Here is a 22,947-nt window from a genome sequence, read left to right on the forward strand (position 1 = left end):
CCGACATCGGACGTCCGGGGGGACATCGTGCCGAGCGACCCAGGATTCACCGTCAAACCGGGCGAGTTGACCGCGGCCGGGAACAACGCGCTGACCGTCGCCGGGAAAGTGCCCGACGAGACCGCGAAGTTGGCCGAGCCGAGTGCCAAGGCGGCCGGGAGTCTGGCGGGTTGGCAGAGCGGGGCGGCGCTGCAGGGATGCGGCGCGGCCTGGAAGGCACTGCTGGACGGCCTGGCCGGTGACATGAAGTCGGCCGGCGGCAATCTGCTGACCTGCGCGCAGACCTACGTGAACACGGACCACCTGCCGGCCCCCACCACGACTGCGGCCGTCGACCCCTTCAACACGAAGGTGGTCGGCGGCCGCCCGGTCGACTACGCGTAGTTTCCGTCCTGCGTGGTGAAGTCCAGGGTCAGGCAGTCCTCGACCGGCCGGTAGCCGATCTGCTGGTAGATGGAGTTGCTGGTCGGGTTGGCGAGGTCGGTGTAGAGCAGGACTTCGGTTGCCCCCTGGGCGAGGGCGTGGGCGGAGGCGGCGGCGGTGACGGCGCTGGCGTAGCCGCGTCCGCGCTGGTCGGTCGGGGTGTAGACGGGGCCGATGCGGGACATTCCGGCGATCACCGGGCTGCTGCCGGCCAGGGCGACGGGGCGGCCGTCGTCCTCCCACAGGTGGAGGCCGCCGGCGGCGATCCGGTCGTCGACGGCCTGGGGGATGTTGGGCAGGTCGACCCCGGCTTCGACGAGGAACTCCTCGTACCAGCGGATCACCAGTTCGCGGTCGGCCGGGGCGGCGGGCCGGTGGTGGCCGGCGGGCGGGCGGGGCGGGGCGGTCAACTCGCCGAGCCGGTAGAGCCGTTCGTTGAAGCGGACGGACTGGCCGGCACCGGTGGCGGCGGTCCAGGCCGCGGCGAAGGCCCGGACCGCGTCCGCACCTCCGCCGACGCCGGACACCTCGGTGAACCCGCTCCCGGCGGCGGCCAGTTCGACCGCCAGCTCGGCTGCCGCCGCCGGCGTGCAGGAGAGCCGGGGGCCGAACGGCGGTGTCTGGAGGAAGGCTCCTTCGACCGGGCCGCCGTCCGCCGGGCGCCACCAGCCGAAGACCGGTGGCCGCTGCCCGAACACGTCCAGGCCGCGTTCGGCCAGCCGGTGTACGACCGTGAGCAGGACGGTGCTCTCGGCCGGGCGGGCGGCGAGGAACTCTTCCGCGTGGTGCCGGAAGTCGTCGAACGAGCTGCTCAAGGTCCAGGTCATGGCCCATTCTGGCCCGGCCGAACCCCCTCCCACCAGCGATTTATTCGACGGCGACGCCCAGCCGCTCGGCGAGGACCGCCGGGTCGGTGGTCGGCGCTTCGCAGGCGAAGTGCCGGCAGACGTAGGCGGCGGGCGCTCCGCCGACCAGCGGCCGGCCCGCCAGCAGCGGCACCTCCGCGCCGCCGTCCTCCGCCGAACCACCCCCCGAACCGTCCACCGAACCGTCCGCCGAAGCACCCGCCGAAGCACCCGCCGGGCTCTCCGCCGAACCATCCGCCGGGCCCGCCGGCGCGCCCACCGCGACGACCGCCCCGGGCGCGGTCCCGAGCAGCGCGGCCCGGCGCAGTGCGGCGGTGGCCGGGTCGTCGGCCGGGCCGACGACGGCGACTTCGCGCGGCCCGTCGAGCAGCGCCTCGGCGACGGCGAGGCCCCAGCCGATGAACCGGGGGGCCCGGGACGCGAGCGCGCCGACGATGCCGAGGGCCCGTTCGGCGGCCGTCCGGTGCCGGTCGGAGCCGGTGTAGGCGGCGTAGGTGAGCAGGGCGCCGGCGGCGGCGGTCCAGCCGGACGGGGTGGCGTTGTCGGTGGGGTCCTGGGGACGCCGGATGAGTTCCTCGGCGTCGTCGGCGGTGTCGTAGAGCGCGCCGGAGGCCTCGTCGGTGAAGTGCTTGAGCACGGTGTCGAGGAGTCCGCCGGCCAGTTGCAGCCAGGCGGCGTCGCCGGTGACGGCGTACAGGGACAGGAAGCCCTCGGCGGTGTCGGCGTAGTCCTCCAGGACGCCCGCGTTGGTGCCGGCCCGGCCGTCGCGGGAGGTGCGCAGCAGCCGGCCGTCGGGGGTGAGGTGGACGGCGAGCAGCAGGTCGGCGGCGCGTTCGGCGGCCTCGACGAGGTCGGGGCGCTCCAGGAGGGCGCCGGTCTCGGCGAGGGCGGCGATGGCGAGGCCGTTCCAGGCGGCGACGACCTTGTCGTCGCGGGCGGGGGCGGGCCGCCGGGTGCGGGCCTCGAACAGCCGGGCGCGGATGGTCTCGTACTCGGCGAAGTCCTCGGGATCGGCGAGGAGTTGGAGGACGGAGGTGCCGTGTTCGAAGGTGCCGCCGGCGGTGACGGTGAACAGCCGGGCGGCGGTGGCCGCGTCGGCGGGGCCGAGCAGGTCGACCAACTGGCCGGGCTCCCAGACGTAGTAGGCGCCTTCGGTGGACTGCCCGGTCTCCTCGTCGAGGCTGTCGGCGTCCAGCGCGGACGCGAACGCGCCTTCGGGGGTGCGCAGTTCGCGCAGCAGGAAGTCGGCGGTGGTCAGCGCGGTCCGGCGGGCCAGCGGGGAGCCGGTGGCCCGCCACAGGTGCAGGTAGGCGCGCAGCAGCAGGGCGTTGTCGTACAGCATCTTCTCGAAGTGCGGCACGACCCAGCCGGCGTCGACCGCGTACCGGGCGAAGCCGCCGCCGAGTTGGTCGTGGATGCCGCCGCGGGCCATCGCCTCGCCGGTGCGGACGGCCATCTCCAGGGCCGCCTCGGAGCCGGTGCGGGCGTGGTGGCGCAGCAGGAACTCGACGACCATGGCCGGCGGGAACTTGGGCGCGCCCCCGAAGCCGCCGTGCCGGTCGTCGAACTCCCGGCTGAGGGCGACCAGCGCCTGGTGCAGATCGGCACCGGCGGGCGGGTGGTGGGCGCCGGCCGAGTAGACGGCGGCGCGCTCGGCGAGGTCGGCCCGGATCCGCCCGGCGACCTCCGCGACCTCCTGCCGCCGGCCCCGCCAGGCGGCGTCGACGCCTTCCAACACCTGGCGGAAGGACGGCATGCCGTGCCGGGGCTCCGGCGGGAAGTAGGTGCCGAAGTAGAACGGCTCCTTGTCGGGCGTGAGGAACACCGTCATCGGCCAGCCGCCCTGCCCGGTGGCGGCCTGCACGGCCTCCATGTAGACGGCGTCGACGTCGGGCCGCTCCTCCCGGTCCACCTTGACGGCGACGAACCGCTCGTTCAGGTAGCCGGCGACCCCGGCGTCCTCGAAGCTCTCGTGGGCCATCACGTGACACCAGTAAATTATTAGAAGCATAAGTGACAGGACGCATAGCCCACACTCAAGAGGATGGGCACGTCCCGCCGCTTAGCTTCATTCATCGCCTCCTCTCCCCATGGCCACCAATCCACCGGATTGGAAGCGTGCTGGAGCAGGTACGGCGACGTCGCGTTCGCGAGTCGATTCATGCTGGCATCGTCGCACGATCACGGCCGCCCAACCTAGCTTTCGAGGGGGTGGGTCCACGCGTGCGCACACCATGCACCCAACGGCCAGCAGATCCCACTCCCCCGAGGAACCTGCCGAACGATCTCGGACTGTGTGGCGAGCCCGCCAGTCTCGCTCCCCGGAGGACTTGCCCGCTTGCTATCCGCTCCGACACTTCCCGGTGCCAGCTGGCGGCTCACCAGCCGGGCCGCCGTAGGATCGGTGCGCCAGCACGAGGTAGGCAAGAGAGCAGGAGCACGCCGTGCATTTCATGGTCTTGGACGGGCCGGGGCACGTCCCCGCGAGAGGTCCACGCCCCTGGGTGCTCCTGAACAAAGAAGCGTGGGACGACTCCGGATTCCGCACCCTGTTCCGGCTGTCGATCGCCGACTCCGACGACACCGTGCACCAGATCGGCCAGGTCAAAATCGGCCAGCTCGGCATGGACGGTCACGAGAACGGCGTCCCGGACCTGCCGCGGAACTTCAACTCGCTCGACGACACGCTCTTCTCCGTTGGACAGGATGACACGTACTACGAGCGGCTGCGCCAGCTCGGTGACGACATACGTCGCGGCGTCCTGATCGGTCTGCGCGACATGGCCTTCGACAACAGCATCTTCGAAACCGCCCGCCATCAAGAGGTGACACGGACCTCGCTGTGGCGGTTCGTGAAACCGTTCATGATCGAGGAGCAGTTCCGGCGCATCGCACGCGACGGCGACCGCATCACGCCCTTTCACGTCTCCTACCAGGGCCCCGCGCCGGCCACCGCAGACACAGGCGGCCTTGAGCTGTCCTTCCAGGTGACACCACACAGCCAGCCCTCCAGCAACATCCACGTGCTCACCGGCCGAAACGGCGCCGGCAAGTCCGTCCTGCTCAACCGCCTGGCCAGAGCGGTCGCCGACCCAGAAGCCGACCCCTCGGAGGTCGGCCGCGTCATCGAGGACAGCCGAGGCCAGCGCCGGTCCTTCGGCAACCTCGTCAGCGTCTCCTTCAGCGCCTTCGACGACCTTCCCCTCCTCCCGGACGACGAGTCGTTCCCCACCACCCACGTCGGCCTGCGCATGCCCTCAGGCGGCACACGGGCGCCGCGCATCAAGTCCCAGTGGCAGCTGAAACGCGACTTCGCCGAGAGCGTCGAGGCCTGCCTGACCGGCGAGCAGGCGCACCGCTGGATCAGCGCGTTGCGGACACTGGCATACGCTGGCAGCGGTCTGCTGGCCGAGGACTGGCTGGAAGACTTCCAGGCGACACGCAGCCCCAACAGCCGCCGGGCCAAGGCCCGCAAGCTGTTCGCCTCCCTCAGCTCCGGCCACAAGGTCGTACTGCTGACTGTGACCCGGCTGGTCGAGCACGTCGGCGAGCGCACCCTCGTCATCATCGACGAGCCGGAGACCCACCTCCATCCGCCCCTGCTGTCGGCCTTTGTCCGGGTACTGTCTAGCTTGATCTCGAACCGCAACGGGCTGGCGCTCATCGCCACCCACTCCCCCGTGGTCTTGCAGGAAGTCCCCGCCCACTGCGTCTGGAAGCTGCGCCGCTACGGTGACCACGTCGTTGCCGACCGCCCCGAAACCGAGACGTTCGGGGAGAACGTCGGTGTCCTCACCCGCGAAGTCTTCGGCCTGGAGGTCACCGCCTCCGGTTTCCACTGGGAACTGAACCGCCTCGTCGACGACGGGGAATCCTTCGGCAGCATCCTGGAACGGTTCGGCGGCCGCCTTGGCGGCGAAGCACGCATGATCGTCCGCTCCCTGATCGCTCTCCGCGACCTCGGCGATGAAGCCTGGGTACCGGGGGAACCGTCCTGATGTGGCCGATCCAGCAACCCGACCTCGACGCCCGCAGCGTCTACACCGCCTGCATCTCCAAGACCCGGCCCGCGAAGGTCAAAGCCCGTCTGGAACTGCTGGAAGACGCCGTCGCTGCCGCAGCCGACGAGTACGAGAAGGCTGCCGCCACCGGGTCACTTCACGCCCTGAAGCACTTGAAGGACCAGCCCGACGGCAACGACCCTGCCAAGGGCGACAACAAGAAGCTCACCAGTTGCTACACGAGCCGCATGGCCCGCAAAGGCAGCGCGGGCCGGGAGATCTACGACCAGCTGGTCAAAAGCGCCCGCCGGGGACGCTGCCCGCTGTGCGGGCACGGGTTCGCCGACACCATCGACCACCAGCTCCCCAAGATCGCCTACCCGCTGCTCGCGGTCACCCCGGCCAACCTCGTCCCCGCGTGCCTGCCCTGCAACAAGGCCAAAGGCGAAGCGATACCGGCCCTGGCCGAGGAGCAGACGCTCCACCCCTATTTCGACGATGTCAGCGGCCAGGTATGGCTGGCAGCCCGCCTTACCCCGCCACCGGAGCCGGGCGTCATCTTCTTCGTCGCCCCGCACCCCGACTGGTCGGCGACCTTGACCGCTCGCGTGCAGAAGCACTTCGCCACTTACAAGCTCGCCAGGCTTTACGCGGCACAGGTGGGTACCGAGCTGGCCGCACTCAGCGACTATCTACGCGGCAAGCCGTACCGGGCCGCCATCGACGAAATCCATGACCGGGCCGCAAGCTACGGAAACCGAAACTCCTGGCAGGCCGCCCTCTATCGAGCCCTGGCCGCCAATCCCTGGTTCATCAAATCCGGCTGCCTCAATGAATGGGACGACTGACCTGCCCTCTGTGGGCCCGCCCAATGAGCCAGGTGGCCGCCGACTGCGAAGCCACCGTCTCCAAGGTCGTGCACACCCACGGCCCCCGCAACAGCCAACCGCCGAGGCAGTCCGGCCAACCGCCTCCAGCAACTCTGTCACTACCGGATGACGGGCAGCCTCCCGATCCGCACATGGGGTACCGGTCTCCGGGCCCGGGGTGTTCACGCCCAGTGGGCGAGTCCGTCGTCATGATCGGATCGCCTGCGGAAGGTCGGCCCGGGACTGGGCAAAGAGGTACGCCGCTGGCGTACCAGGAGGTACGCTGTCGACATACCTTTGCGATCTCAGCACCACACCTCCTGGAGTCGACGATGCGGGACAGCACAGGCCCGTTCGAATACGACGGGCCAGTCGCTGGTGACCAGGTGGTCGACAGGTGCCGAGAGGCCGAGATGATCAAGGCATGGGCCCGCGAGGGCCGGCTGATGGCGCTGGTGGCACCGCGGCGCTTCGGCAAGACGAGCCTGATTCACAAGATCGCGGCCGAGGGGCAGCGGGACGGCCTGACTGTGGTCACTGCCGATCTGTTCGGGGTCGCGAGCTTCTCTGACCTGGTGCTTCGCCTTGAGCGGGCGTGGGCGTCGTACGCACCCGAGGTGGTGCGTCCGGCAGTGAGCAAGATCTTGGCTGCCTCGCAGGCTGGAGTGTCGATCACGGGGTCCGGATTCGCTTCGGCCATGGATAGTCGGCCCGCAGCCGACCCGCTGGCGGCATTGAATGCTCTGCTAGAGCTTCCCTCCCTGTTGGCTCAGCGTGAGGGCGGGCGGACTCTGATCGTGCTCGATGAGTTCCAGTCTGCTGCTGGTGTGCCGGGGGCAGAGGCGTTGATCCGGCAGCATGCTTGCCGACAGCGGGCGGCCGTCTCCTACCTGTTCTCCGGGAGCAGGCCAGACATGCTGTCCACGGGGTCTGCCGAAGGGGAGGGGGAGCCAGTGTCCGCGCTCCGCCTTGGTCGGCTGCCCAAAGCGAAACTCCGCGAATCGATCCAAGAGCGGTTCGCTACCGCAGGGGACCGCGACGTGACTGGTGTGCTGGACGAGCTACTGGCTGCGGGCGAGGGGCATCCCCAGCGGACCATGCTGTTGGCTCACCTGCTGTGGCAAGAGGTCCCCGCAGGAGAGCCAGCCACCAGTGATCATCTCGATGCAGCGATTGCTGCGGCTCTGCGGCAGATCGACCCTGAAGCACGAGCCACGATGAGCGGGCTCAGCGTGGGCCAACGCAAGGTTCTCCGGGCGGTGGCTGAGTACGGCGCCCCGATGGCCGCGCGGGCTGTGCGGACACTGGGCCTTCCCAAGACGACAGCTCAGAAAGCGGCACCGCATTTGGTCGCCAGCGGGCTCATCGAAGACACGAGTCAAGGGTGGCGTGTGATCGATCCGTTGCTGGCCCGCTGGATCCAGACGAACTACGGGACTCGCGCATGAGTAATCAGCCGCAGGACGAGGTGTCATTCGAACGCGGGCAACGAGTGAGAGTCCAGGCCAGCGGAGTGCCCGAATTCGCCACTGTCCGCTTCGCCCTGCCCGGCGATGACCCGGGTTCGTGGGACCTCATCCTTGTTGACGACCAGGACCGACGGCATGAGGTGAACCTGGCCGCCGGAGACACCCAGACCGTGCGGCCCCTGGTCAGCGACGGTCGAGCCGACTCGGCCAGGGTGCTGGCAGCCATGTGGACCCAGTGGATGTATGCCGCCGCCACCAACGCCGAATCCAGCGCCATGGCGGCCACCCCGTTGAAGCCGTACGCGCACCAGACCACGGCTGTTTACGGCGCGATGCTGCCGCAGCCGCTGCTGCGCTTCCTGCTCGCGGACGAGCCTGGCACAGGCAAGACGATCATGGCCGGCCTGTATCTCCGGGAGATGCAGCGACTGGGCCTGGTCAAGCGTGCGATTATCGTCTGCCCGGCGAACCTGGCCACCAAGTGGGTCGACGACTTCGAGCGTCTGCTCGGCGGAGGACTGCGCCAACTCACCTCGGCGACTGTGCGTGAGAACGCGCTGAATTCCAACGACCTGTGGGTGGTCTCTCTTGAGCTGGCGTCCGTCAACCCGGCCGTACAGGACGCCATTCGGCCGGACAAGGCCGGCTGGGACCTGGTGGTCTTCGATGAGGCGCACCGGCTGACTCCTACCGCCGCCGGATTCCACCAAGTCGGCCGCCTCCTGGCCAAGAACACCCCGCGGGCACTGCTGATGACCGCGACCCCGCACCGGGGCAAGGAGTGGCTCTTCCGGCACCTGCTGCACCTTGTGGACCCGGCGATCTACCCGGACCCGGGCAGTGACCCCAATGTGACGCTGCGTGCGCTTCGCCCGGGTCCGATCCATTTCCTGCGGCGGATGAAGGAGGACCTGGTCGACTACGACGGCAGGACCCGACTGTTCAAGGGCCGCGCCGCGCACAACCACAGCGTCCCCCTGTCGCAGGTCGAATACGGCTATTACCAGGCCGCATTGGACATGGTCGACAGGTACTTCCCACCCGCCGCGCAGCCGCTTGCCCGCATGGTGTACGCGAAGCGGGCCGCTTCCAGTTTGTACGCGCTTGCCGAGACACTGCGCCGGCGCCACGACCACATGGGGGCGATGAGTGAGGCGGAGGCCGCTCTCATCGCCGAGGGCGACGGGCAAGGCGACGAGGCGGAGGTCGACGAGGCGAAGGTCGTCCACACGAGCTCGACCGCCAGCAGGGCCGAGCGGGCAGCGATCAAGAGCCTCGCAGACCAGATCAACGCCACACTCCGTGATCAGGCCTGGAAGCCGTCGAAATGGAAGCGGCTCACCGAGGACTGCCTTGCCCCGCACGGGGTCCTTCCCGGCAACGGCGAGCAAGCCGTGGTGTTCACCGAGTACGCCGACTCGGCCCAGTGGGTAGCACAACGCCTCGAAGCCGAAGGGTTCACTGCCAAGCTGTACTCGGGTCGGCAGAATAAGGCTGAACGCGACGACGTGCGCCGAGCCTTCATGCGAGGCGAGTTCCAGGTCATCGTCACCACCGACGCCGGTAACGAAGGCATCGACCTTCAGGCCGCGCACGTGCTGGTTAACTACGACATCCCTTGGTCCCTCGTGCGCCTTGAGCAGCGGATGGGACGTATCCACCGCGTCGGTCAGTTGCGTGATGTCCACCTGTACAACCTGATCGCCACTGACACGCGAGAGGGTGAAACCCTGCTCAGGCTGCTGGACCACTTCGTCACCGCGGCGAATGAGCTGCGTGGCCAGATGTTCGACAGTCTGTCAGCGGTGGCTGAGATCACCGGCGTTGACTACGACAAGTGGCTCTCCGACCTGTACGGCAACGACGAAGGCAGGAAACAACAGGCGATCGACGCCGCCAAGGCCGTCCAGTCCCAGGAGCTCACCCGGGCTGCCAGGCAGGTGCGGGACAACGAACGACGTCTGGCCAGCCAGGTCGACGCCGTCGCCGCGCTGACCCTGCTTCAGCGTGATCTGTTCGCACGGATCAACCCGGCGATCGTCGAGGCATACCTCGACCGGCTCACCGCTGCCCGAGTACTGCAGTCTTCCCCGACGGCCGCCGGCGCCGGATTCCGCCGGCTGGCGCTGGAGGGTACGGCAAGGTTCCCCGTCACCCTTGGCGGCGCTGGCGAGGTCCACATCGCCACCAGCGGCGACGCGGTACGCGAGGCCGCGGAGAGCATCGACGTCGGCGACACCATTACGCTCGGCCCGGGCGAGCCCGGGTTCACCGATCTGATCGGCATGGCGGAACACTCCCTCGCCGAGGACCTGCACCAGTCCGGCGCCGCTGCCGACCCCACAAGTCTCACCCCGTACGACCTGTACGCGTACACGGCGACCTTGACGGAAAGCGACGGGAAGCGCGCGAGCATCTGGGCGAGCCTGGTCAAGGTCGACGACAGCGGCAACGCCCGCCCGGTGCGGTGGGAAACGCTGGCCAACCTCGTACCTACTGGTCAGTACGGCACCGCGCCCCATCCCGCCCGAGAGGGGCTGGCGCTCTCGACTGCCCGGGAGGTGGCCGATGAAACTGTCGCCGAACACCGGCGCGTGCGCGCTGACTGGTTCGCCCAAGCGCGCAAGGATCTGACCAACCTGCCGCTGAGCCTGACAGAGAACATCGACGACCGCGCGGCCCGGGTCGAACTGCGGCGCCGGCTCCAGGCCCAGACCGCGCAACGACTCGACGAGCTTGAACGCCTTGCTGACGTGCAGTTGACCGCGCCGAAGCTGATCGGCCGTATCCGTGTCCTGGCGGCCGCTGATATCACGGTCCAGGCGGAAATAGACGCAGAGCTGGTCTCCATGCGCCACGTCCAACAGCTCCTCGCCGACGATGGGTGGGCTGTGGAGGACGTGCACACCGAGGGCCGTGGCTACGATCTGGAAGCGCGTCGGAACAGCCAGGTCCGGCATGTCGAGGTCAAGGGCCTGCTGGGCAACGCGGCCAGCGACGGCATCCGGATGACCGGCAACGAGGTCCTGATCGCCACCCAGCACCGCAAGGAGTACTGGCTCTACGTCGTCGACCAGTGCGCTGACGGCCGCGGACGTTTCTTCGGGGCCTACCAGGACCCTGCCACCCTCTTTGCCAATGTCATGACCGGGAACGCGATCTTCCGCGTCCCCGGTAGCAGTCTCAAGAACGCCCCGGGGAGCAACACATGAGCCGGATGATCGAACGATGGTTTCCCAGCGCCGAGGTGTCGGCCAACAGCGACAAGGGCTGGGGGTCAGGGAATAGCGAGATCTCCCTGTTCATGTGGTTCGCCAAGCGGCCCACCGCCCAGGCCAAGGCCGCCACGATCTGCTCCCTGCTGCCGTGGCCCGACGAGGTCGGCGAGCAGACCCGGTTGCAGAACCTCGTCCGGGAGGCCATGACGGGACGCTACGGGGCGTGGGGCGAACTGCAGGCCGAGATCGCCAAGGCCAACCCGCAGGGCGCAACCACCCTTGATCCGTTCTCGGGACGCGGCATGATCCCACTGGAGTCGGCACGCCTGGGCGTCCAGGCATCCGCCGTCGACTACAGTCCGGTCGCAGTACTGGCCAGCCACCTGCTCACCTCGGCCCCGTTCGAGGACTGGAGCCAGGAGCCTGACCTTCCGTTCGGCGACCTCGGCCATCTGCTGACCTCCCGCACGGACCGGCTGCTCGGCGACCTTGAGACGCTGTTCGCCGAGATCCAAGCCAGGCATACCGCTGCAATGAGCGACTTCTACCCTCGCAGCAACGGCGCATTTCCATGGGGGTACCTGTGGGCCGTCGAGATCCCCTGCCAGGAGTGCGGGCACGCGTTCCCGCTCATCGGTTCCTACGAGTTGATGCCCGCTCGCGGCTCCCGCGAAGCGGTGGCGTTCTACATCGCCGCGGACCGGGCCTCCGGAACATGGGAGGCCGTCGTGACGCCGGGCAAGCCCTCCCGGGCCCCCACGCTGACCAACGCCGTGGAGAACGGCAAGAAGGTGCCGGGCAAGAGCGCGATCTGCGTGTTCTGCAGCCACGTCCACTCGCTGGCTGTGCACCGGCGGCTCTTGCAGGAAGGCCAGGGCCGCGACGCTCTCGTCCTGGCAGCAGATATCGACGCGAAGAGCCAGAAGACCTTCCGCCAGCCCACCGACGAGGAGCGGAAGGCCGCCGCTGCGGCCACCACTGCGCTGGGCTTCGAGCCAGCGTTCAGCCCCTTCCTCCCGGCGATCCCGGACGAGGGGATCGCCCCCGGCAACAACAACATCATCGGGCCGAGCATCTACGGGGCGAAGACGTACGGCGACTTCATGGTCGACCGTCAGACCCTCTCGTACGTGCGCCTGGCACGGATCATCAACGAACTCGGCGACGAGCTCACCGCAGCCGGGTTGTCGCGTGATTACGTGCGGGCCCTGTGCGGCTACGCGACGGCGGTCGTGGTGAAGAAGTTGCGGCGCTCCACCCGCGGCGCCCGGTTCCAAAGCAAGGGCGGTGCTCAGGTCGGGGACCTGTTCGTCAACGAGGGGTCCATCACTTTCTCCCACGACTTCTTCGAGTCCGGCATCGGCGACGGCCCCGGAACGTGGAAATCGATCTCGGACAACGTGCTGGCCGCCTGCCGGAACCTGTTCTCCGGCCTGCGCGGGGTGCCCGCCTCGGTGCAGCGCGGAAGCGCGACCGCGCTGTCCTACCCGCCCAAGACGTTCAGCGCGGTGGTCACAGACCCGCCGTACGACCAGATGATCGCCTACGCGGACGCTTCGGATCTCTTCTACACCTGGGTCAAGCGTTGCCTGCACAACACCTGGCCGGAGCTTGCCGTCACCGCCGACCCGCACGGCTGCCAGGACAAGAGCCAGGAGATCATCGTCAAGCGGGTACGCGGTGAGGCCCCGAACGAGCACCGCACCCGCGAGCACTACGACAACCTCATCGCGGACGCCTTCGCGCAGATGCGCCTGGCCGTCCGCGACGACGGCGTCGTCACGATCGTCTTCGGCCATGGTGAGCCCGAGGTGTGGCAGCGGCTGCTGCACTCCATCGAAAAGGCGGGGCTGGTGATGACCGGCTCGTGGCCGGCCAACACTGAATCCGGCGGGCAGCAGGGCAAGGCGAATATCGAGACCACGCTGACCATGGCCTGCCGTCCTGCCCCGGCCGGACGGCCGGCCGGCCGCAAGGGTGCCGTCGAGGCGGAGATCAAGGCGGAGATCAAGCGCCGCTACCCCGACTGGGAGCGGTGGGGCCTGGCGCCCGCCGACATGCTAATGGCGGCGGCCGGCCCCGCGATGGAGGTTGTGGGCCGCTACAGCGAGGTCCTCGATGCCAAGGGCGGACCAGTCGACATCCACACGTTCCTACCGCTGGCTCGCGCCGCGGTCCAGGAAGCCATGGCTGTCGAGGTCAACAACCAGCCACTCTCGGCCTTCGACGCCCGCACCCGGTTCGCCCTCTGGTGGATTCGGCTCTACGGCCGACAGGTCCAGGCAAAGTCCGAGCTGCGCTGGCAGGCCCTGGCTTCTTCCCTCGACCTCGCCGCCGTACGCGATCTTGTGGGTGACGCCGACAAGGGGGTCCGCTTCATCACCTCGCGTGAGTACTACGGCAAGGTCGACGGCGACTCCGCCGCGGTCGACGTAGCACTCGCGCTCGCCGCGGCGTCCGATGAGGGCTTGCAGGCCATGGGTGAGGTCCTGGCGGCATCGGAGCGCGGTGTCGACGACACCTACCTCTGGTCGGCCATCCAGTTCCTCGCGGACCGGCTTCCCGACAACGACCCGGACTCAATCGCGTTCACCCGAGTCCTGCGCACCCGGGCCGGAATCGGCAGCGCCGCCGAGGCGGTCACCGCCAGCGCCTTCGAACGCGCGCGCCGACAGGGCGCCCAGCTGAAGCTGATGTGATGACGAGCACACCACGAGCACCCATGTTCACCAGCCCAGGAGATAAGTAGTGACGACGAGCGTGACCCCGTGGTGGAAGGCCCTGAAGATCCGTGAGGAGATCCTCAACGCCTCCGGCCAGATCGACGATGTGCAAATGTCGCTGTTCCGCGCCGTCCACGGCACCGCCACGGACCGGCCGCCGTATGCGGATGCGGCCTATTACGGTGACATCACCCACCCCACCGAGCGGCTGATCGACCTCCTCACCGAGATCGCGGTCCGCGTCGGAGGCGGTGACGACTACCTCAAGGCTCGGGCCGTCACCCGGCTCGACCAGGGCATGGGTGGTGGTAAGTCGCACGCCTGCATCGGAGCCTTCCACCTGGCTGCCAATCCCACGGCGTTGCTGTCCACCGAACTGGGCGAGAAGGTCGTCGAGCGGGCGAAGGCCAAGATGGGCCGAGAGCTCGCCCGGGACCTCGGAGGGCCGCATGTGGTCGTCCTCCCGTGCGACAACATGACCGCCGGTGCTGGCGTGCAGGAGCTCGACGGGCCGGCGGTCAGCCTCTACGAGCGGTTCCTGTGGCGGCTGTTCTCCAAGGACTACTCGCTCTACGAGCGCTACCAGCCCTTTTGGAGCGACAAGCACAAGATCGCCGAGGCCATCCGCGCCGTGAACAGGCCTGTGTTGATCATCGTCGACGAGGTCCTGGACTACATCGGCAACGGTCTCGACGGCACCAAGAAGCCCGATCTTGCAGCCCAGGACATGGCGTTCCTGCGCGCCCTTCTCGACGTCGTCAACGACGTCCCTCACGTGGCGATGCTCGTCGTGATGATCGCTTCCGACGCAGACAAGACCGCGCTCTCGCCGGCTGGCAAGGAACGCCGCGACGACCTCAACACCCTGCTCGAACGCAACGGCCTGCCGGCCACGGTCACCGAGGTCAGCGATTTCGCCGACATCCTGCGGCGGCGACTCTTCGACACCGAGCCAGCCGCCGAGGTGCTCGCCGCGACGGCCCGCCTCTACGAGCCGGTCCTGGGCGACAACGGCTGGACCAAGCACGTCTGGGAGCAGATCGGTGCTGACTGGCGCCGCCACTGGTCGGACGAGGTTGCTGCCTGCTACCCCTTCCACCCGATGCTCGTGAGTCTGGCGAAGGACGAGTGGAGCAGAGTCACCGGATTCCAGCGTGTCCGATCCACGATCCGGATCTTCGCTGCCACCGTGTTCGCCCTGCAACAGCGAGGCAAGGCGGGAGAGTGGGTGCCGGCACTCATCGGACCCGGAGACCTTCCCCTGTCGGAGAGCACAGTCCGCGAGGCGCTCCTGGGCAGCGGCCTAGTGGAGGATGACCGCACGATCGCGAACTACCGAAGCCTCGCCGAAATCGAGGTCGTCAACCACGAAGGTTCGTCAGGAACAGCACGCCGCCAGGACCTCGAACGCCCCGAGGTGCCGTGGCATGGGGATAATCCGCGAGCCGCTGAACGCGCTGCCACCTTTATCTTCCTGGTGAGCATCGTCGGCACCCTCCGTCCCGGTCGAGGGCGCGGTGCCAGCGCGCCCGAGGTCAAGGCGGCCACCAGTGTCCCGCACGCCAGCTACACCATCACCGACGCCGACATCGTCGTCGAAGAGGTTGTCAACCAGGAACGGGGCATAAGCGCTCTCGACATCGCCCGAGGCCAGGGCAACAACAAGCCCGCCCGTTACTTCATGTCCACCCGCCTCACCCACCAGATGCTCGTCAAGGACATCCGGCGCACCATCACCGAAACCGAGCGGGACCAGGTCATCGCCGACTTCGCTCAGAAGCTCGCCAACAGCGGCCCGTTCCGTGAACTCAAGTTCATTCCCGCCGATGCCCAACGCACCGCAGTCGATGTCATGGCCACCAGCGGCCTGGACATGGCCTACACAAACCGGCTCGTCGTGCTCGACCCTGCCCAGTTCAGCCTCCGCAACGGCATGGAGAAGCCGACGATGGAGGCGCTGACCGTCGCGATGGGCCTCGGGCAAGGTGTCCAACAGCTCCCCGTCCAGTGGGCCAGCAGCGCGGTCTACGCCGTGGCGAACACCCAGCGCCGCAGCCTGGTGCGCGGCCTGGCAGTGGAGTACCTGGCGCGGCAACGAGCCCTGGCCGCGCCCGAGGTGCAGAACGACAGCGAACTCAAGACGATCGGCACCAAGGAACTTGCCACGGCGAAAGAGCAGCTGGAGAAGGCCCTCAAGCGGGCCTACCAGCACGTCGTCTTCCTCGCGCAGCCTGACCCGGACGGAGAGCGCTACCTCGACGAACTCACCTACGATGACGACAACTTCACCGCTCTGAACGGTACTGCGGTCTGGAAGGCGCTGGCCGCGCGGGACAAGGTCTTCGATGTCGGGGAGTTCACTCCCCGAGCCCTGCACCACAACCTCCGCGACCAGGACTACGGGAAGACCCTCTCCGACATCCGGGCCGCGTTCTACAGCGCTCCGAGACTGCCGCTGCTCTACGGTGGGGATCGCGATCTTCAGCAAGCGATTCACGACGCCGTGGACCAGGGCCTGGTGAGCATCGTCGACGGCAATGGAACCGAGGTCGCTGTCACCGGGCCTGCGCAAGTCAACCTGGCGAGCACGAGCCTGCGGCTCTCGAAGCCGAAGCCTCAGCTCTGCCCGACCTGCGGTGAGCCTTCCCACGACGGCACCTGCACCGACACAAGCGAACCCTCAGCCCCGAATGACACGACACAGAGCGGGGCAGGGGCAGCAAGCGCCACTCAGGCGAACGGGGCAGCCGGCCACCAGGACACCGGAGCGGACGGTTCAAGCGACGACGTCCCTCAGCAGTCCGGTGGCAAGGACCAGAAGGCAGTGTTCTCGTTCACCTGCAACCTCCTGGCCGATGACGACACCGCTGATGGACTTGCCGCATTGTTCCGTTCGTTCTTCATGGCTCTGGACGAAAGGCAGATCAGCTACCTTCAGAGCACATTCCAGGTCGTACTGAGTGCCGAGGGAGCCGAGCAGATCCGGCAACGACTCGACGAGATGGGGATCTCGGCGACGTTCAAGGAGATCTAGACACTTGTCACACCGGTCGAGTTATCGGCCATGAGGCATTGGAGCTGGGCGCCCTGGAGACCCCGACGTATGCGGGGCGCCCAACTCGCCACCATTGACCCCAATGGTGAAGTGCGTGGGCGGACCGCCACTCCGGAGCCTGTGCGCCCGTCACCTCGCCGCGAGATGGTCGATGGCGGGAGTCCGGGGTAGGGCGGCGAAGATGATATGTGTCCCCCGCCGCAACTACCTCGGAGTCTGCGGCCCCGACAGACCCTCTGCCGGGGCGTGGCCCTCCTCGGTCTCAGGACATCCGATTGGATGCAGGACGGTTGTGCTTTCGGGTAGAGGCGGGAGATGGGTACCCGAGTCACACAGTCGGTCCCTGTTCGGCGGTTGCCCGGGACCACGCTCTTACCGTTATCTGGGCACATGACCGAGACCGCGTTCTCTCCGTCCGCGCTGGCAAGGTACATCGAGCTACGCGGCATGGGCTCGGCCGAGCTGGCGAGGGCCGTCGGCGTGTCCGAGCGGGCGGTGCAGTACTGGCTGGCTGGGCGGAGCGCTCCTGGTGATCGGTCGTTCGGGCGTTTATTGGCTGTCCTGCGGTGCGACGCGCAGGACTTGTGCGGCAGGCTTCGTGGAACCGAGACTCTTGCGGACCTTCGCAGGGACGCTGGGCTGGAGGTAGGTCAGGCCGCTACCGCAGTGGCCGAGAAGCCATGGGCTCGGGACTTGGGCTTCGATGCCGGGATGCTCCGGGCTCTGGAACTCGGACGAGCAGTTCCGGAGTGTGATGGCGGGGCTCCGGAGATGGCCGGGAGGGTAGCGCGTGCCCTGGCTCAGGTGTACGGGGTACCTGAGCGGGTGCTGTTGGATGCCTGGCGGCGTAGTCGGCCGGCTGACGAGACTGTGCCGGTCCTGTCCAGGAGGGCGTCCGGCCGTGGAGAGACGTCCGGGCCGATGGCGGCGTGGAAAGGACTGAACGAGCGTCAGCGTCTGTACTTGGCGTGCCTCTTCTGGCAGGACCAGGAGGAGGAACTGCTGCAGCGGCGGAGCCATGCGATGGGTGGCGTCCGCAGCGCTGCGCGCGAGTGGCGAAGGATGCCCCTCGCACTCCACGCGCCTAAGGAGTTTGTCGGGCTGACTAGGCTTCAGGAGCGGCTTCGGCAGGAAGGCGTGCGCGATCCGGGAGTGGGCTCGTCGGTCGCCGCACTGCGGCGCCGCGACATGGTCACCACGCACCGGGACCGCGTCTACGTCGACGGCGTCGGCGAGGTTGACCGAACGCTGGTTGAGGTGACGCGCCACGGGCGAAGCGTCGCGCGAGCGGGCCTGAAGGTTCCCAGCAGCAAGGGAGCGCCGGCACCGCTGCTGTCCCGCTGGTTGTGGAGTGTCCTGGTGCGCGTCGCCCGCGCCGACGGGGTCGGCGTGGACGGTTCGTTGGCAGGGCGAGCGCCGCACGCCCTGGCTGTCGGGCGAAGCCCGGACGGCCGCAACCCCAGCCGCGGGTTCATCGTTCTGCGCCACCCCGAGGGCGAGGAGAGCGGCCCGTACTTCTGGTTCCTGACCGACAGCGGGCGACAGCACGCGAAGGACTACCTTGACGCCTATCAGGAACTGTATCCGGACGTTGAGACTTCCGATCTAAACCACTTGATCGAGTGAAGTCTGCTGCAGAACAGGCGAGTTCGCTCGTCGGCGCCCGTACCGTCCCGGTGTGGACAGCGAACAGGCGGAAAACTCGGAGCAGTTCCGCCAGACGGAGGCGCTGCTCAGCGCGGCGATGGCCTTCGCGGTGTGCGGGGACGCTCTCACACGAGACGACTTGAGCGGCCCGGGCCGGCTGGAGCGGCTCATGGAGGCCCAGGGGGCGCTGATGGCCGCAGCCGGCCCAGGACACCGTGTCAGGTTCACCGGTCTGCTGGAAAGGCTGACCGGAGCAGAGACGGGTTCCATGGCGGGCCTGATGCCCGAGTGGGCGGATCCGGGCAGCCTGGACGGGCTTCGATTCCTCGACGTGGACGGGGTCACGCCGGGAGAGGCATTCGACTTTCGGCTGGAGGCAGAGCGGGTCATCCGGGCTGCGAAGAAGGTGGGCCGGTTCGCCGGGCGGGTCACGTTCACGGCCCTCGAAGACGAGCACAGCCAGGAATCGGTCTTCAGTGCCATCAAGGGCCCCTACTACGAGCGGCATCGCACGAACCTGATCGAGCACCCCGTCGTGCTGGAGAAGGAACCGGCTGATGCCATCAGTGACCGGCTGGCCCTTGCAGATCTGGACCTGCCCACCCGGGCAGTCGACTTCTACCGGCCGGTGCCTCAGCATGCGCGTTACCGCGGCTGGTGGTTCCCCTGCCCTGCGTGTAAGTGGCCGATGAAGGTCTCGGTGCACCATTCCGAGGGACGGGACCAGGGAAGCGCCTGGTGCCTCTATCCGTGGCATGAGCAGACCGGCGCGACCTACCGCTTCGAGCCGACCCAGGGTGAGCCGCCCGTGCTGAATCCCGTGTTCCCGTGTGGCGTTCCGCACGGGCGGCAGGGTGAGCTGTGGACAGGGTGCGTCCCCGAAGTGCCGCAGGCGCAGCCCGTCGACGGCCACAAGGCGCTGGTGAGGTCGGTGTGGCGGAGCACCTGCGTACCCGGTCTGCCCGAGTTGAGACTGCACCGCGTCCTCAACCGCCATCTCCAGGGCACGGGTTGGCGCGCGGAGCTGTGGGTGGACGGCGACCGCATCGACCTGCACGTCGCCAAAGACGACGGCCAGCAGCGAAAAGCCGCATTCCCGGCGGATTTCAAGGACTACACCTTCGTCAGTCACCTGGTCGACAAACTGCACATGGACTCCGGTGACAAGGGCAACGCGAAGTGGCTGGTGGTGGCCGACCACCGGGAGGCGCAAGTGGCGACGCTCGACCCGGTGTGCCGCGGCTACGGGATGCGGGCGATCACCGCGGGCGGCTACGTGGACGAGGTGCTGGCGGCGATCCGGGAGGGGCGGGCGTGAACGGGGAGCTCAGCGGTGCGGAGGCCGGTCTCGTCGGGGCCCTGGCCTTGGCTTCGCACTGTATGAGGCGCAAGGACAACGATGGCAACGTGGTGGCCTCCTTCAGGGACGCGGCGTACTTCGCCGCGCGCAAGCCGCAGGCATGGGACCAATGGCCGATGCTGACGCTCGCCGAGCGGCGCGTGGTCCGCCAGGTGGCGCAGCTGATGCCGGCCGAGTGGTGGAACCCGAAGGCGTTCAGATCGGCCGTGCTGGCGTTCGTCGGCAAGCTCACCTCGGACGGTGACGGGCATGACAGGTCGGGCGGCACGGTCACCCTGGTCGGGGATGACCCGTTCACGGCGGAGGCGGCGCTGTTGAAGGTCGGGGGTGATTTCCTCGGCCACGCCGAACGCCTGACGGGGCGGTTCTTCACTCCGGGCAAGCGGCCCAAGGCCGGGGAGTTCGCCGGGCCGGGTACGTGGAAGACCAGGACGACTTACCTTGGCCCCGAGCACGGGGTCACCAGCCGCGAGATCGAGTTCCGCGCCACCCCGCTGTTCGAGAAGGCGGCCGGGCACGAGGCGCTTCCGCATCTGGTCACCGCCGCGGCCCGTGACCGGATCACGGCGCCCGTGGCGCAGCTGTTGGAGGTCTCGCAATGGCTGTCCGAGCGCGACAAGTCGGTGGCCTACCTGCACACGGTGCTCTCGAAGTTCATCAGGGACCTCAAGAGCAGTGCCGGTGGTGAGCTGTCCGAGCTGGACCTGGTGTCCGGCCTGCTGCAGGTGCTCAACGCCCCGACCGGCAGCGGCAAAACGGTGCTCGTACGCGTCATGGCCTCGTGGGCGGTCCTCCATGGTTACCGGCTGGCCATCGCGCTCACCGACGTTCGTGCCACCCTCAGCATGGCCTGGGACATCAACAACGACCTCGGCTGGCTCTTCGAAACCGGAAAGATCGACAAGCAGGCCACCTGCGCCCCGCTGATGTCGGCCGCCAGCATGCACAAGCGGGCCATGGACTACGCCGCGCTGACCCCCTCGACCAAGATCACCGAGTGGGACCTGCGAGGGCAGCGGGACATCGCCCACCTCGCGTACGGGTGCGCGCAGCGCGTTCTCATGGACCCGCCCGGTCTCTATCCTCCCGGGCAGGAGAACTGTCTGACGCTCCTCGCGCCGACAGCGGACAGCTTCAAGGCGCACGCCTGCCCTTACATCCCGGTGTGCGACAAGTTCCGTCCCGTCTACGCGGCGGCCGAGGCGGACATCGTGGTCACCAACCACGCCAACCTTCTCGAAGGGGCCCTGCGGATCGGGGCCGTCATCGACGGGCGGGAATGGCGCGGGCAGGTGCGCGGCACCGCTGGCGTGAGCGCCTTGGAACTGGCGCTGCGCTCGTTCGACGCGCTGATCGTCGATGAGGTCGACGCCTTCCAGAAGACCGCGATCGGCCGCTGCACCTCGTCCGTCGTGCTGGCCTCCCGCAAACGGGACAGTGCCCTGCGGGAGATCGACCAGGATGCCAAGCGGCTGCCGAGCGGGAACCAGGAACAGTTCCTCTCTCCGGTGAGCCACTCCCGTTTGATGGCGGAGTTCCTGCTGCTGTGGCTCTGCTCCCGCGCTCTGAAGCTCAATCCCGGCAATGAGACCGGGGGCTGGGGTGCCGCGGGGCGCGACAATGACGGGTGGCGCCTGACCCAGTCCCGTGACCGCGAGATCCTCCAGCTGCTCTTCCCCGACCTGGTTCCCAGTGCGGACGCCGTTCCCCCGGAGCTCTTCGGCTTCCTCGAACGGATCATGCCCGAGCGGTGGAACGGCCCCGAGTCGGCCGGCAGCGCCGACTACCCCGCGTCGGCGGACTGGGACGCCCTCCAACGGGCCTTGGCCGCCCTGACCGCGCCCCGCAGTGAGAACTTCCTTGCCCTCGTGCAGCAAGAACTCCATGGTCTGCTGGGCAATGCCGTCCCTGTCGCCAACGACCGGGCCGCGGTGGTGAACCTGCTCGCCACTCGCACCATCCTCGGCGATCTCGACATCAGTATGACGAACCTCCGTCGGCAGGCCGCCGCCCTGAGCCACCTCGACCTGGCCTCCGTCCGCAAGATCCTCGACGGGCTGCACAAGAGCACGGTGACCGTCCTGTATCCGCTCTCCACGCTCGGGCGTTCCATCAGCGGATACCAGATCCGCGGCTTGGAGGCCAAGGAGACCGAGGCCGAACTGCTGTCCCGCTGTTTCGAAGGCGACCCCCACACCTTCGTCTCCGAACTCGGCGGACTGACCGCGCTCATGGTCGCCGGTGTCCAACGCCCGGTGCTCGGGCTGTCTGCCACCGCCTACTTCCCCCAGGCCGTCCAGGAGCACGTCCATGCCCCGGTGAAGTGGTGGCTCCCCGATACCCGGCCGCGTTCCATCGTCACCCGTGCCACCCCCGTCATCGACCCGAGCTCGGGCGATGAGCGCGAGGCTCTGCGCGTAGGCGGTATCTGGGCGGACAAGAAGCCAGCCGTCCTGCGTGACCTGGGCCGGCTGCTGTACGAGCAGCACCTAGACAGGCGGCTGCGGCGGCTGGAGGGGCGAAAGGACGACCGGGCGCGGGTGATCCTTACCGCCAACTCCTACGAGCAGTGCGCTTACCTCGCCCACGGCCTGGCGCAGGCCGAGGGCCTGCGCCACCGCATCTGCCTGCTGGTCAAGGACTTCCACCAACGGGACTACGAGCAGCACCTGCCCTCTCACGTCCGCCGCATGGTCCGCGAGGAACTGGAAGACTTCCCCGACCACGGCGAGATCCTCATCGCCCCGCTGGCCGTGATCGCCCGAGGCCTGAACATCGTCGTCGGCACCCGCTCCGCCGTCAGCGAGATCTTCCTGTGCGTGCGACCGGTCCTGAGCATCGAGGACACCGAGTGGATCCACGGCTCGGTCAACGCGGCCGGCATCAACACCCTTCCACCGGGCGGCTGCGCTGACCCGCTGCTGGCGATCGAAACAGCCCGTGACGCGTCGTGGCGCCAGCTGCAGCGCATCCTGCGCTCCCCGTCGCGGTTCTCCCAGATGGCCCATGAGCTGCAGGAGGAACTGATCGCGGGCATGCTCGTCCAACTCGTGCAACTCGCCGGCCGGGCACGCCGAGGGGAGACGGACATGACCCTGCACATCGTGGACCACTCCCTGCACGACACGAAGTTCAGCTCCGACCTGTCCAGCATCATCCGCCGTATCCACGGCAACTGGACGCGAGAGCAGAAACGGGTCATGAACGAGCTCTACGGCCAGGCCCTGCACGCGTTCCTGTCCTACGCGGGCGTGCCCGACGCTGGCCTGTAACACGTCCGGGCCCACGGCCCACCCAGCCAGGATGACGAGAGAGA

The 22,947-nt window shown here is 68.2% G+C and carries 13 protein-coding genes; 10 read left to right on the forward strand and 3 right to left on the reverse strand.

Annotated features, from left to right (window positions below):
- Positions 1-27 precede the first annotated feature (27 nt).
- Positions 28-384: a hypothetical protein gene (locus OG556_RS13865; RefSeq protein WP_371517296.1), complete on the forward strand. Its 357-nt coding sequence runs from the start codon at positions 28-30 to the stop codon at positions 382-384.
- Here OG556_RS13865 and OG556_RS13870 read toward each other — a convergent pair.
- The 3 genes from OG556_RS13870 to OG556_RS13880 are packed head-to-tail and all read right to left on the reverse strand — an operon-like array spanning position 375 to position 3,452.
- Positions 375-1,250 carry a GNAT family N-acetyltransferase gene (locus OG556_RS13870; protein WP_371517297.1) on the reverse strand — a complete coding sequence of 292 codons (876 nt, stop codon included), beginning with the start codon at positions 1,248-1,250 and terminating at the stop codon, positions 375-377. The genes OG556_RS13865 and OG556_RS13870 overlap by 10 nt on opposite strands.
- Before the next feature lie 40 nt (positions 1,251-1,290).
- Entirely contained in the window at positions 1,291-3,270 is a 1,980-nt protein-coding gene (locus tag OG556_RS13875) for a thioredoxin domain-containing protein (protein ID WP_371517298.1), read from the reverse strand.
- Between the two features lie 20 nt (positions 3,271-3,290).
- A complete protein-coding gene (locus OG556_RS13880) occupies positions 3,291-3,452 on the reverse strand; it encodes a DUF255 domain-containing protein (RefSeq protein WP_371517299.1) in 162 nt (53 codons plus the stop codon).
- Positions 3,453-3,793: 341 nt separating this feature from the next.
- On the opposite strand from OG556_RS13880, the gene OG556_RS13885 reads away from it, so the two are divergent.
- The 9 genes from OG556_RS13885 to OG556_RS13925 all read left to right on the forward strand — a co-directional run bounded on the left by OG556_RS13885 (position 3,794) and on the right by OG556_RS13925 (position 22,903).
- Complete coding sequence (locus OG556_RS13885; protein WP_371517300.1) at positions 3,794-5,287, forward strand: AAA family ATPase; 1,494 nt, start codon at positions 3,794-3,796, stop codon at positions 5,285-5,287.
- Positions 5,287-6,138 (forward strand): HNH endonuclease, encoded by an 852-nt coding sequence (locus tag OG556_RS13890; protein ID WP_371517301.1) that lies wholly within the window; start codon positions 5,287-5,289, stop codon positions 6,136-6,138. The genes OG556_RS13885 and OG556_RS13890 overlap by 1 nt, the downstream gene beginning before the upstream one ends.
- A gap of 353 nt (positions 6,139-6,491) precedes the next feature.
- The gene (locus OG556_RS13895) at positions 6,492-7,607 is read left to right on the forward strand and encodes a hypothetical protein (RefSeq protein ID WP_371517302.1); all 1,116 of its coding nucleotides are present in this window, start codon (positions 6,492-6,494) and stop codon (positions 7,605-7,607) included.
- Positions 7,604-10,840 (forward strand): helicase-related protein, encoded by a 3,237-nt coding sequence (locus OG556_RS13900; protein ID WP_371517303.1) that lies wholly within the window; start codon positions 7,604-7,606, stop codon positions 10,838-10,840. Before OG556_RS13895 ends, OG556_RS13900 begins: the two co-directional genes overlap by 4 nt.
- On the forward strand, positions 10,837-13,545 hold the full coding sequence (locus OG556_RS13905) for a DUF1156 domain-containing protein (RefSeq protein ID WP_371517304.1): 2,709 nt from the start codon (positions 10,837-10,839) through the stop codon (positions 13,543-13,545). Before OG556_RS13900 ends, OG556_RS13905 begins: the two co-directional genes overlap by 4 nt.
- Positions 13,546-13,594: 49 nt before the next feature.
- Entirely contained in the window at positions 13,595-16,603 is a 3,009-nt protein-coding gene (locus tag OG556_RS13910) for a DUF499 domain-containing protein (RefSeq protein WP_371517305.1), read from the forward strand.
- Positions 16,604-17,014: 411 nt separating this feature from the next.
- A complete protein-coding gene (locus OG556_RS13915; protein WP_371517306.1) occupies positions 17,015-18,250 on the forward strand; it encodes a helix-turn-helix domain-containing protein in 1,236 nt (411 codons plus the stop codon).
- Positions 18,251-18,302: 52 nt separating this feature from the next.
- On the forward strand, positions 18,303-19,589 hold the full coding sequence (locus tag OG556_RS13920; RefSeq protein ID WP_371517307.1) for a hypothetical protein: 1,287 nt from the start codon (positions 18,303-18,305) through the stop codon (positions 19,587-19,589).
- Positions 19,586-22,903 (forward strand): hypothetical protein, encoded by a 3,318-nt coding sequence (locus OG556_RS13925; RefSeq protein WP_371517309.1) that lies wholly within the window; start codon positions 19,586-19,588, stop codon positions 22,901-22,903. The genes OG556_RS13920 and OG556_RS13925 overlap by 4 nt, the downstream gene beginning before the upstream one ends.
- The last annotated feature ends 44 nt before the right edge of the window (positions 22,904-22,947 follow it).

It is taken from the genome of Kitasatospora sp. NBC_01300, assembly GCF_041435235.1.
GTDB lineage: Bacteria > Actinomycetota > Actinomycetes > Streptomycetales > Streptomycetaceae > Kitasatospora.